This is a genomic window from Maribacter orientalis (assembly GCF_900109345.1).
GTDB lineage: Bacteria > Bacteroidota > Bacteroidia > Flavobacteriales > Flavobacteriaceae > Maribacter > Maribacter orientalis.
In genome coordinates, this window is the sequence record NZ_FNZN01000001.1 from 398,289 (window position 1) to 410,434 (window position 12,146).

Consider the following 12,146-nt stretch of genomic DNA (forward strand, 5'->3'; position numbering starts at 1 on the left):
TACTGACTAGAATGTTGTACATTTAGTGAAAGCTCATTTTCCCTCAATGAGAATCAACTTGCAAAATGAGTGCTTTTTATAGACATATCAAATACGCATTTATGCTGTCTTTTTTGGGACTAAGCTTTAGCTTTGCTCAAATAGTTGACTTGAACAGTGATCATCCTTATAAAAGGGTATTTGTTGACAGCGATAACTTTGGAGCCTCCTATCTAGATTCTTTAGAGCTAGGATATCAAAAGGTTAAAACTGATTCGCTTCAATTTTCCATGCTAAATGATTTGGCTTATTATTGGCATACCAGAAACTTAAATAGGGCCATGGACTTTACCAAAAAAGGTCTGGAACTTACTACTTTGAAAAATGATCTTGTCTGGCACGGTAGATTTCAAATCACCCAAGGAGCCATCCTTCTACGTTTGGAGAAATTAGACAGTGCCCAAAACGTTTTAGAATTGGCAAAAGCCAAGGTTCATCAGTCTGATCTATCCTTTTTAAACACTCAGTTAGGTTATGTATATGAACGCAGGGGTCAATTGGATAAAGCAGCGGACTATGCCCTAAAATCGCTCGATTTAGGTGAAGCCCAAAATGATAGTAAAGCCAAGGCAATTGCTTATAGTGATTTAAGTAATATTTTTTGGAAACAGGCAAAATATGAATCTGGGCTAGATTATGGTCTACGTTCCTTGAAATTATTTGAAGCTAGGGGTATTACAGATTTGGACTACGACTTTACGTTATATGTAACAGGCAATAATTACCTGGCTTTAGAGGACTATGATATGGCTAGGAAATATTATGAGCACTCCATAATCATTGGTGAGCGCTATGGGTTTTATAATAACTTGAGTGATGTATATATATCATTGGTAGATCTATATACCTATTTACGTGAATTTGAAAAGGCGATGGAAGCTGGCCGAAGCGCAGTTAAATATGCCGAGCTTTTAGAAAATAACTTTATGATTATGCGCTCTTGGTTAGCCATTGGAAAAATGCAAAATAAGAAAGGAAACTGTGCAGAAGCTATTGAGGGGCTCAATAAATCAATAAAAGTTGCCACTGAAGATTTTGGAGACGCCTATTATTTGAGTCAAGCGTACAATGAATTAGGAAGGGCTTATGCTAAAAACAATGATTATAAAAATGCCTATAGTGCATTTTCTGTATATGATTCACTAAAAAATGAAGTTTTTACCGCCGAGGCCGATCTTCGTATTTCACAGTTAAGAACAGAATTTGATGTGGCACAAAAGGAAGGTACGATAGTGTTGCAACAAACACAGATAAAAAAGCAGCAGACACGTCAACATCTTATTATCATAATCACGATTTTGTTGTTATTGTTGCTGCTATTGGCGTATAAAGCTATTTCAAACAATATTAAAAAGAACAAACTTTTGCAAAACAAAAATGCTGAAAAGGAATTCTTGCTGAAGGAAATACACCATCGTGTAAAGAACAATCTTGAGATCGTTTCTAGCTTACTATCTCTGCAGGCAGCACGAATTGTAGATCCTAAAATTTTGGATGCCATGGAGCAAAGTCAGCAACGTGTTCATAGTATGGGTATGATTCATCAAAAATTATATCTAGGGGAAAAACTGGCGACTGTAGAAATGAAGGATTATTTTATTGATCTATCCGATTATATCATCCATTCCTATGGTAAGAACGATCAGGTAACGATTAATTTAGAAATGGAAGAACTTGAACTTGATGTCGATATGGCAATATCTATAGGCCTTATTGCCAATGAGTTAATTACTAACTCTTTAAAATATGCTTTTCCAGATGATAGAAAGGGTATTATTCATTTGGCTTTAAAAGAGAAAGCAGACTTATTTGTATTAGAGGTTAGGGATAATGGTATTGGTATGCCAACGGATACACAAGTTGATGGTACCGGTTTTGGGACACATTTAGTTGATTTGTTGGTAAAACAATTGGATGGAAAAATGATTTTGGTAACGGATCAGGGTACATCGGTACGTATACAATTTCAAAATACAAAAGCTGCTTAATGGAAAAAGAAAAGATTAGTATATTGATAGTTGAGGATGACATGATCATAGCGGCCAATCTGTCTATTCAGTTGACAAGTCTGGGCTATGAGGTTACTGGTATTTTACCTAGGGGAGAAGAGGCCATTGTGCATGTCAGAGAGAATAGACCACATATATTGTTAATGGATATTAATCTAAAAGGAGAGCTAAGTGGTATAGAAACCGCCAAAGCAATTAAAAAAGATAATAACATTTCTATTATATACCTAACTGCTAATAGTGACGATGCTACTTTTAATAAGGCCAAAGAAACCCATCCTAAGGCATTTATTACAAAACCCTTCAATAAATTAAACTTGCAACGTACCATCGCTTTAGTTGTTGAGCAAATGAAAGATGAGAAAGAATCGAGTAAAAATGCGCAGCATATTGAAGTACTTGAAGACCGGATTTTCGTACGTCATAATGGAAGGATGGAGAAATTACTTTTGCAAGACATACTTTATATTGAGGCCGATCGCAATTACTGCATTCTAATTACTCCTAAAATCAAGCATATACTGACATGCACACTAAAGGTGATGGAAGAAAGGCTTCCAAAATCTAGTTTCGTTCGTGTACACCGTTCCTTTATTATTAATATCTCAAAATTAGACGTTTTGGCCGATGGTCATTTAGAAATCGGCAGAAAGGTGATTCCTATAGGGAAATCTTATAAAGAGCTATTATTGAATCGGATACGTACTGTTTAATTCGTTGTGTTCTCTCTAAAAATATTTTGGATAGTTTATAACCTCTATTAGGACACTTTTTATATAAGTTCGTCCTGTTCTCAATTTCTTCTTCAAAATAATAGGGTAGTATTACAATGGTTCATGGGAATCATATTTGATATAACCACTAAATTTTAAGAACATGAAAAAAGGAATATTAATTATCGCATTAATGCTATTTGGTGTTATGACCAATGCACAAGAAACACTATATCTGGTTTTTGAATTTATGAAGGTAGATAACGAACAATCTGCTGCTTACGACGAAACCGAATCATTCTGGGAAAAAATACAACAACAGCGGGTAAAATCAGGTGATATACTTGGTTGGGATTTATGGAGTTTACAACCTGGAGGAGAAATGCAAGGGTTTCAATACTTAACGGTGTCACTTTATAGTGATCCGGTAAAAATGATGGATGGTAGTAGTTGGGGTAATATTATGGATAGGGTAAAGGCCGCTTATCCTAATATGACAGAAACCGAACTTACCGCAAAAATTAATGGTTCAGCAAAAACAAGGGATTTGGCAGCACGAATATATGCCCAACAAATTGCCACAACAACAGGGTTTTCACCAGCAGAAATGGTTTTGGGCACAGTTGCCGAAATAGATATGATGAAGGTTGACCTTGAGCATTATAATACCTATGAAAATGCAGAGAAAGAGGTGTTTCAACCTTTACATCAAAAAGAGGTAGATTCAGGTAAGAAGTTAAATTGGGGATTGATCGGGTTTATGAATCCTATAGGTAGTGATACCTATGCATCACATATGACGGTAAGTATGTTTAAAGATTATAACCAGGCATTAAATCAGAATATAAACTATAGTGAGGGTGCTACACCTGCTAAAACCAAGCAGATGCAAGAAGGTATTGCAGCAAGGGATTTGAAATATGTTTATATGGCGCAACTAATTAGAATGGTGCGTTAATAAAATATATTCGATTTTATGTGTTTATAATTATTTTAGCTAAAAAAACCCATGACTATACATGGGTTTTTTTATTTATTTAGTAAAATTTCAATTTATACTAGTTTCTACTGCTAGAATCGTTTCTCTTTTTTGGTTTACTGGTATTCCTATTATTTTTTCCACGGAAGTTGTTACCACCAGCTCTGTTTTTATTGCCAGATTTCCCTGGTCCTCGTGGACTACGTGCTGGTCTTTCATCATCATCATCTTTCGTATCCTCATCCATAAACTGATGCTCTGGCATACGAGGAACAGCCTGCTTAATGAGTTTTTCAATATCACGTAGGTAAGCTCTTTCTTCTTTATCACAAAAAGAAAGTGCGGTACCACTTGCGCTGGCACGACCTGTTCTACCAATACGGTGCACATAGGTTTCAGATACATTCGGTAAGTCATAATTTACCACCAAAGATAAATCTTCAACATCGATACCCCTAGCGGCAATATCAGTGGCAACCAATACCTTTAATTTACCATCTTTAAAATCACCCAAGGCTTTTTGTCGTGCAGTTTGCGATTTATTACCGTGAATAGCGGCAGACCGAATATCGGCCTGTGCCAATTTCTTTACAATTTTATTGGCACCATGTTTTGTACGAGAAAACACCAATACAGAAGCTTGTGGCTGTTGTTCTAATAAATGCACCAACAGTTTAGGCTTATTTCCTTTACTTATAAAGTAAACACCTTGTTCTACTTTCTCTGCGGTAGCTTGCTCTGGTTTAATCGTAACGCGTTCGAAATCGCCTAACATCTTACGCGAAAGCTCTACAATATCTTTTGGCATGGTAGCCGAAAAGAAAAGAGACTGTCTCTTTGGAGGAAGTTTCGCAATTATTTTTTTGATATCATGTATGAAACCCATATCCAACATTTGGTCAGCTTCATCTAAAACAACATGTTGTAAATCTCTGAAAGAAATAAAACCTTGGTTCATTAAATCTAATAAACGCCCGGGAGTAGCAATCAATATATCTACACCACCTCTTAAGGCGCTTACTTGTTTACCTTGTTTAACACCACCAAAAATAACGGTATTTCTAAGTCCGGTATGTTTACCATATGCAGTAAAACTTTCGCCTATTTGAATGGCAAGTTCACGAGTAGGAGTAACTACTAACGCTTTAACTTTTCGTTTCGATTGGCTCAAACTAATACCTTCATACAAATGATGAAGAATAGGAATACCAAAGGCAGCTGTTTTTCCTGTACCTGTTTGTGCAACACCTAAAAGGTCTTTGCCTTTAAGTAATATAGGAATAGATTGTTCTTGAATTGGAGTAGGGTGGGTATAACCTTCAGCTTCTAAGGCTTTTAGGATTGGTTCGGCTATGCCGAGTTCTTTAAATGTCATAATTTTTAATAAGGGGCAAAGGTACGCTTTAATGTGGAAGTAATTATAAAGTTGTTAGTAGATAGGAAACATGAAATAGGGATTAGAACTAGTTTTTAGTGTTTATTAGAAAGTAATTAGCGCAAAGTATCCCATGTGAAGCAAGGTCATAATATAGAAAAGTGAAAATAGATACTTTAATAATGATGTAAAGGCTTTCTGTACAGAGCTAATAGTCGATTAACGACATCAAATCTCGGTAAGGTGATTTTGGGTGCAATGTCGTTTATCGACAAGATTTTACACTTCAACCTAACACGTGTAAACTAACGAGTAATATGTGTTTTTCAGCGATTCACTACCTAGTACAACAAGGTCTGCTGCGTTCTATAAGTGTAACAAACGCAAGTCATGAAAACAATACTAACAATCATCTTTATCATCTTCTTAAGCTTTACTGTACAAGCACAAAATGCTACTAACGAAGTTAAGGTTGAAACTATTGAAATGACAATCGTTACTGAAACAACTTATGAGTTAAACCTTGAGACTAAAACTGAAGTAGCTCGTTTATACAAATTCAAAAATTCAAAAATCAAAAAAGAGTTAAACTTCATCTCTAAAGCAAACAAGCCTAAAATGGCTTAATATTCGGTTTTCAGTTGCCAGTTACCAGTTACCAGTTTTTACTTACACTCGTATCTGCTTTCTCTTAATCTTGAATAGAATTTGGGTTTTGAACTTTGCGCTTGAATTTGAACCTGCTTATTAAACTTTTAAAGTCCCTTCATGGCTGCTTCGGCACAGCGTTCGCCGTCCATAGCTGCTGATACAATACCACCAGCATAGCCACCACCTTCACCACATGGAAAAAGACCTTTGACTACTGGATGTTCTAGTTGTTCGTTTCTAGGGATGCTTACTGGTGATGAGGTTCTTGATTCTACCCCAACTATATTTGCTTCTGCAGTATAATATCCATGCATTTTATCACCAAAGACTTTAAAGCCTAGGCGTAGTCTTCCTCCAATTAGTTTTGGCAATAAAGAGTGTAGGGGAGCTGACTTTAGACCTGGCTGGTAGGAAGTAGGGTTTAAGTCTGCAGACAAGTTGCCTTCCACAAAATCAGTTAACCGTTGTGCAGGTGCAGTTTGTGTTCTTCCACCTGAAGTAAAAGCCAAACGTTCTAAATCCTTTTGATATTCCAATCCTTTAAGGGCACCGAATTTTTCGTATTTGGGAATATCGGTATCTACATTGATTTCTACAACGATACCAGAATTTGCATACAGGTTATTTCGTTTCGATGGCGACATGCCATTGACTACAACTTCACCAGGTGCCGTTGCCGCAGGAACGATGAATCCACCAGGACACATACAAAAAGAATAGACTCCACGTTCTTTTATCTGTTCTACCAAGCTATACGATGCTGCCGGTAACAACTCGCTTCGCTCACCAGAACAATGGTATTGAATACTGTCAATAATATGTTGAGGGTGCTCAACACGAACACCCATGGCAAATGATTTTGCTGCTAAGGCAATATCCTTTTTATGTAAAAGGTCAAATATATCACGTGCGGAATGTCCGGTAGCTAGAATGACTCGGTCTACGGCCATTTCATTCTTTTCATTGATAATGATAGCTTTTAACGTGTTATTCTTTATAATAAAATTGGTCACCTTAGTATTGAAATGAATTTCACCACCGTGATGCTGTATTACTTCCCTTATGTTCTGAACAATTTTCGGGAGTTTGTTAGTTCCGATATGCGGATGCGCATCTATTAATATTTGCTCTGTAGCACCATGAAACACCAAGCTTTCGAATATGCGACGTACATCGCCACGTTTTAAGCTTCGGGTATATAATTTTCCGTCAGAATACGTGCCAGCACCACCTTCTCCAAAGCAATAGTTGCTTTCTGGATTAACTTGATGGTCTTGGTTGATTGCTTTTAAATCGCGTCTACGGTCTTTTACATTTTTGCCACGTTCTAGCACAATAGGTTTGTATCCCATTTCTAAACAACGAAGTGCAGCCCACATTCCTGCAGGTCCGAAACCTATAATATGAATCGGTTTTGCCTTAGAAACATCTTTATAATTAAAAGATATAGCATTGCTAGGGGCGGGTTCATTAATATAAACAGCCAGTTTGTAATTGAATACGATTTTAGGTTTACGTGCATCAATAGATTTTCGAAGTACCCTTATCTTAAAGGTGCCTTCTACAAGACCAAGATACTTAGCCGTACGTATTTCTAAACCATTAGGAGTAGCTTCTTCCTTTAACGTTAATCGTAACTGTATATTTCTGACCATGTTGCAAAATTAAAGTAAAATACACGATGATATTTCAAGATTTTTAAAATTGCTGAGAAAGTGGTATTAAGAAAGTAATACTTAGTGTAATTAATTTGGTCTTTATTTTTCAATAATAGTTCTAAAAGTCAAATTCACTCTGGGCTGCGTGCTTAATTTTGTAGGAGGTAATCGATGCAACCAATTGGTTTGGGTTTCATCTTTCATTATCAATAAGCTACCATGTTCTAAAATCAATTCAACTTTTTCTTTGGTTTCTTTATGTTTAAAGGCGAATTTTCGTTCCGAACCAAAACTTAAAGAGGCAATTGCGCCGTTCTTTTTTAAATCTTTTTCGCCATCGCTATGCCAGGCCATTCCTTCGTTTCCGTCGTGATAAAGATTGAGCAGGCATGAGTTAAAAGTCTCACCTGTTTCTTGCTCTATTTTGTTTTTTAAGGTTACTAATTCGGTGGTCCAAGGTAGTGCTCGTTTTGTTGTTTTTGAATACGTATATTCAAATGGTTTTTCGCCATACCATGCCACTTTACGTTTGGTAATTATTTTCTTGCCAAAAATTACGGCCTCATCATTTTTCCACTCAATTTGGTTTAGCAACTTGTCTAAAAAATCATTTGCTTCTGGCAAAATCAGAATCTTACCATAATAATTAACTGTTCCATCTTGTGGGAGTAGGTTTTTACTAGAGTCTACTTTTAAATCAAACAATTTCATTTTTCCATTTTTTATAAGCTTCCTTCATACAATGTCTACAAGGTCAAAAATTACTTTCAATAGCTTCTTCAGTTTTTTAACCTAAAGATTCACTTTTAGTAGTGCTCTATTTGTTTGCAGAGTTTTGGCAAGAAATACTTATAATCAGAAATAAAAATAGGGATAAATTTCTAAGAATAGTAAAGATTGAATTTCTAACTTTGATTCTATAAAGAATGTTTTTTTAGTGTTTTAGACCATACATGTAAGATGTATTACCTGTTTTAGCAATTAATTTAAAGCCTATACAAAACGAAGGGGAATCTGTGAGGATTTTCATGAATAGGGGTAACCAGCAAACCATTTTACATAGCTTAACGGGTACTTATTTTTGCTTTCTAGGGATGTTTTCTTGCATGGTATCCAAAGAATAAATTGTCCAAGCTAAAATCACAGCATTTTTCATAATGTCATTTTCAGGAACATATTCTAAGAAATCAAGAGTTGTATGATGAGTTGCAGACCCATAAGCTAAATCATCTTGTATGAATTGAAATGATGGGATATTATAATGATCAAAAGTTTCGTGGTCGGTAGATAGTGTGTTTTCAATAGCAATAGCTCCAGAACTTATAGTAGAAATTGGCTCAAATACTTTTTCGAAAACGGGTCTTGCCAATTCATTATTCTGTAAAAAAACACCTCTTATTAACCCGGCACCATTATCTAAATTTAAATAAGCTGTAATTTTTTTAGATGCGATATTCGGATTTTCATTTAAATCTCCAAAGTGTTTTTTAGCATAGGCAGCCGACCCTAAATAAGCTTGTTCTTCACCTCCCCATAGCCCAACTTTAATAGTTCTTTTGGGTTCATAGCCAATCTGCTTAAGAATGCGTAAAGCTTCTACTAAAACTATGCAATTAGCACCATTATCGGTTGCACCTGTGGCAGAATGCCAAGAATCGAAATGAGCTCCTAATAGGATGCTTTCTGACTTTAGTTTAGCATCATTACCCGAAATTTCCCCTATGATGTTTACATTATTTTCGGGTTCACTATAAAATTCAGTTTCCAAATTAATTCGTAAAGTGGGTGTTGCATTTATTTTTGTCATACGGAACAATCTTCCAAAATGTTCAGGCATGATTGTGAAATATGGCAAAGGTTTTAAATCACCCTCTTTATAATAATATGTTCCTTGAGGGTGTAAAACACCTAAATACATAGGCATAGTAGTCAATACGGCTATAGCGCCTTCAGCTTCTATAAACTTAAGGAACGATTCATCCGAAAAATCGTCAGTTTTCCATTGCTCAAAAAGTTTAGGTAGTGGAGTTGTTTTAACCTTTGCGGTTACTTTTTTCTCCATTTGTTTCAATTGTGTCTCTGAATATCTAGATTCAATAGTATCTAAAAGTGATTTCTTTCTAGGTTCATTTCCTAAAAGGATTATTTTCCCCTTCAGTTTACCTGAAAATTCACTTTGCACCCTATTCATATCAGCAAAACTCTCTATACTTATGATGGTGCCAGAAACAAAGCCATCTGTGCTTTTAGACATCGCCAAAGGATACGCTGAAATATTCATATAGTTTGGAGCGACCATTTCGACAGTAAAAGTTTTAATACCCCAGCCTCGACAATCAGAACAATAATTTTCAAAATGTACATTTTGAAGACCAATTTTTTTCATCTCATCAGAAATCCAATTAGCAGCGTTATAGTACTCTCTAGTACCTGTAAGCCTCTGGCCGTAAATGTCGGTGAACTGACTTAACATGTTCATGGCTTCAGAATTATTGAATCCTTCATTTCGAATTTCTGACAATACTTTTTCCTTACTTGTTACTTGTGAATAGTTGTTGATAGTAAATCCTAGAAAAAGGAATAAAGTAATACTTGTTTTTAATTTCATAATTAGAAGTTATGATTATTGAATGTTAATCGTTAGTGTAAGCACCAGTGACATTAGTAAATGATAACAAGTTACTCTATTTCTAGGTGTATTTGAAATACTATTCTTCTGCGCTTAAAATGATAGGTAAAACCCGTAATTTCTTTTTAGAATTTACGCGTGACTTTATCTTTAAAACTCAACTGTATAATCATCGATAAGATTACAGGTAATTTTTCATTTAGAATCAGCCTTACGGCAACCAAGTAAAAATATCATAGTGAGTTTAAACATTTGAATATGTAAAATAGAAATGGAAGGTTTCGAACACTAATTTTATAAAGCGTAATGCATCTGCCATTATTCAAAAAATACAGTAACTACTATGCTTGCTCTTTATTTTTCAGCATATTTTTAATCAACGTATTCCATTTTTCTATAGACTGAAGTTCACCACTTAATTGGTAGTTGATATCAGCATTGTAAAATTCAAAAACCGTGTTGGGTTGATTACTATTAACAGGAAAGAAGTTTAGGTTTAATCGGTCGATGATTTTTTCTTTCCGTGCATATGATTTACCAATATTCGCTATTTCACATGTTTTTATTGTAGTTAAATCAACATATTGCTGATTAAATACTTCATTTGTTTTTGATTTAAAGAACACATAATTCTCATTTGATAGATATTAACATACTATTAAAATAATACGTAAAAATTAATCGATACATTTGTATATATCGATATATTAAAACATCATGGAGCTAAAACAAATAGAAAAAATATCAAAAGCGTTAAGTGATATTAATCGGCTAAAAATATTACAGTACATGCAGAAGAATCAGGGTAAGGTAGAATGTACCCATGCTTGCGATTTATTAGATTTAGCCCAGCCTTCCATCAGTCATCATATTAAAAAGTTAGTGGAATCAGGATTGATTAATCAGCATAAGATTGGGCGAAATTATCATTATTCACTTAATCATGAGGTGTGGGATAACTATATGCTTCGATTGAAAAATCTGTAATATTTTTTAAAATATATTGAAATTTTTAAATGTATAAATGAATTTAGTTTGAAAAAACAAATAGAATATTCCATACTTGACCTTGCTATAGTATCACAAGGAACCACGTTAAAAGATACTTTTGATCATGCATTGTCATTGGCTCAAGCAGCAGAGGCTGAAGGTTATACCCGTTATTGGTTGGCCGAGCATCATAATTCGGTAGCTATTGGTAGCAGTGCAACATCTATTTTAATTGGTAATATTGCTGAAGGCACCAAAAAGATTCGCGTAGGATCAGGAGGTATAATGTTACCAAATCATTCCCCTTTAATTATAGCAGAACAATTTGGTACGTTGGGTATTCTATATCCTAATCGTATAGATTTAGGTTTAGGGAGAGCCCCAGGGACAGATCAAGAAACAGCAAAAGCTATCCGATCCGATTTTTACCAAGCTGCCATGTCTTTTCCTGATGAAGTTCAAAAAATACAGCATTATTTTTCGAGTGAAAATGCCAATGCAAAGGTTCGGGCTACTGTAGCTGAAGGAGTAGAGGTGCCGATATACATTTTAGGTTCAAGTACCGATAGCGCCCATCTTGCGGCTAAAAAAGGCTTGCCGTATGCTTTTGCAAGTCACTTTGCAACGACACATTTAATGAATGCTCTAAAAATATATCATCAAGAATTTCAACCCTCTGAAGTATTAGAGAAGCCATATACTTTAGCCGGAGTCAATATTATTGTTGCAGATACCGATGAAGAGGCTGAGCGAATTTCAACATCGCTTTATAGAATGATTATAGGCTTATTGACGGGTAAACGAGGATTTATGCAGGCCCCAACTGAAATGACGGATGAATTACGTGCATTAAGCCAAAACCCTTCTGTACAACAAATGCTTAGGTTTTCATTTATTGGGAGTAAAGAGACCGTTAAAAGGGAAGTAAAACAATTTATTGCAGACACACAGGTAGATGAGCTAATTGCGGTAACTAATATTTATGATGGACAAGACCGTATTAAATCATATCAACTTTTTGCAGCTATTATGCGTGAATTGAATAATGAGGATTCTTAATTATATAGGTAGGTGTTTTAATAATTGAAATAAAATGGTAACCG

11 protein-coding genes are annotated in these 12,146 nt (G+C 35.2%); 6 read left to right on the forward strand and 5 right to left on the reverse strand.

What is annotated here, in order from left to right:
• The first annotated feature begins 65 nt into the window (after positions 1–65).
• From BMY56_RS01685 to BMY56_RS01695, 3 genes are all read left to right on the forward strand, one after another.
• Positions 66–2,027: a sensor histidine kinase gene (locus tag BMY56_RS01685; protein WP_245737114.1), complete on the forward strand. Its 1,962-nt coding sequence runs from the start codon at positions 66–68 to the stop codon at positions 2,025–2,027.
• The gene (locus BMY56_RS01690) at positions 2,027–2,761 is read left to right on the forward strand and encodes a LytR/AlgR family response regulator transcription factor (RefSeq protein ID WP_091619101.1); all 735 of its coding nucleotides are present in this window, start codon (positions 2,027–2,029) and stop codon (positions 2,759–2,761) included. The genes BMY56_RS01685 and BMY56_RS01690 overlap by 1 nt, the downstream gene beginning before the upstream one ends.
• Before the next feature lie 163 nt (positions 2,762–2,924).
• On the forward strand, positions 2,925–3,719 hold the full coding sequence (locus tag BMY56_RS01695; protein ID WP_091619103.1) for a hypothetical protein: 795 nt from the start codon (positions 2,925–2,927) through the stop codon (positions 3,717–3,719).
• A 100-nt stretch (positions 3,720–3,819) separates the two neighbouring features.
• Here the strand turns inward: BMY56_RS01695 and BMY56_RS01700 are convergent, their stop codons facing one another.
• On the reverse strand, positions 3,820–5,115 hold the full coding sequence (locus BMY56_RS01700; protein WP_091619105.1) for a DEAD/DEAH box helicase: 1,296 nt from the start codon (positions 5,113–5,115) through the stop codon (positions 3,820–3,822).
• Positions 5,116–5,505: 390 nt separating this feature from the next.
• Here BMY56_RS01700 and BMY56_RS01705 point away from each other — a divergent pair, with 390 nt between their 5' ends.
• On the forward strand, positions 5,506–5,742 hold the full coding sequence (locus BMY56_RS01705; protein WP_091619107.1) for a hypothetical protein: 237 nt from the start codon (positions 5,506–5,508) through the stop codon (positions 5,740–5,742).
• Positions 5,743–5,870: 128 nt separating this feature from the next.
• On the opposite strand, the gene BMY56_RS01710 is transcribed toward BMY56_RS01705, so the two are convergent.
• From BMY56_RS01710 to BMY56_RS01725, 4 genes are all read right to left on the reverse strand, one after another.
• Positions 5,871–7,421: an NAD(P)/FAD-dependent oxidoreductase gene (locus BMY56_RS01710; RefSeq protein WP_091619109.1), complete on the reverse strand. Its 1,551-nt coding sequence runs from the start codon at positions 7,419–7,421 to the stop codon at positions 5,871–5,873.
• 102 nt (positions 7,422–7,523) lie between these two features.
• The gene (locus BMY56_RS01715) at positions 7,524–8,135 is read right to left on the reverse strand and encodes an alpha-ketoglutarate-dependent dioxygenase AlkB family protein (RefSeq protein WP_091619111.1); all 612 of its coding nucleotides are present in this window, start codon (positions 8,133–8,135) and stop codon (positions 7,524–7,526) included.
• Positions 8,136–8,499: 364 nt separating this feature from the next.
• The gene (locus tag BMY56_RS01720; RefSeq protein WP_091619113.1) at positions 8,500–10,032 is read right to left on the reverse strand and encodes a M28 family peptidase; all 1,533 of its coding nucleotides are present in this window, start codon (positions 10,030–10,032) and stop codon (positions 8,500–8,502) included.
• 362 nt (positions 10,033–10,394) lie between these two features.
• Positions 10,395–10,679, reverse strand: coding sequence for a hypothetical protein (locus BMY56_RS01725; RefSeq protein ID WP_091619115.1), 285 nt, complete (start codon positions 10,677–10,679; stop codon positions 10,395–10,397).
• A 91-nt stretch (positions 10,680–10,770) separates the two neighbouring features.
• Here BMY56_RS01725 and BMY56_RS01730 point away from each other — a divergent pair, with 91 nt between their 5' ends.
• Both BMY56_RS01730 and BMY56_RS01735 read left to right on the forward strand, forming a co-directional pair.
• A complete protein-coding gene (locus BMY56_RS01730) occupies positions 10,771–11,040 on the forward strand; it encodes an ArsR/SmtB family transcription factor (RefSeq protein WP_091619117.1) in 270 nt (89 codons plus the stop codon).
• Between the two features lie 48 nt (positions 11,041–11,088).
• Complete coding sequence (locus BMY56_RS01735; RefSeq protein ID WP_091619119.1) at positions 11,089–12,102, forward strand: LLM class flavin-dependent oxidoreductase; 1,014 nt, start codon at positions 11,089–11,091, stop codon at positions 12,100–12,102.
• The last annotated feature ends 44 nt before the right edge of the window (positions 12,103–12,146 follow it).

Bases quoted from the DNA above. Each gene is read 5' to 3' on its own strand.
- BMY56_RS01710 (WP_091619109.1), bottom strand. From the start codon at position 7,421: ATGGTCAGAAATATACAGTTACGATTAACGTTAAAGGAAGAAGCTACT.
- BMY56_RS01695 (WP_091619103.1), top strand. From the start codon at position 2,925: ATGAAAAAAGGAATATTAATTATCGCATTAATGCTATTTGGTGTTATG.
- BMY56_RS01700 (WP_091619105.1), bottom strand. From the start codon at position 5,115: ATGACATTTAAAGAACTCGGCATAGCCGAACCAATCCTAAAAGCCTTA.
- BMY56_RS01705 (WP_091619107.1), top strand. From the start codon at position 5,506: ATGAAAACAATACTAACAATCATCTTTATCATCTTCTTAAGCTTTACT.
- BMY56_RS01715 (WP_091619111.1), bottom strand. From the start codon at position 8,135: ATGAAATTGTTTGATTTAAAAGTAGACTCTAGTAAAAACCTACTCCCA.
- BMY56_RS01720 (WP_091619113.1), bottom strand. From the start codon at position 10,032: ATGAAATTAAAAACAAGTATTACTTTATTCCTTTTTCTAGGATTTACT.
- BMY56_RS01730 (WP_091619117.1), top strand. From the start codon at position 10,771: ATGGAGCTAAAACAAATAGAAAAAATATCAAAAGCGTTAAGTGATATT.
- BMY56_RS01685 (WP_245737114.1), top strand. From the start codon at position 66: ATGAGTGCTTTTTATAGACATATCAAATACGCATTTATGCTGTCTTTT.
- BMY56_RS01690 (WP_091619101.1), top strand. From the start codon at position 2,027: ATGGAAAAAGAAAAGATTAGTATATTGATAGTTGAGGATGACATGATC.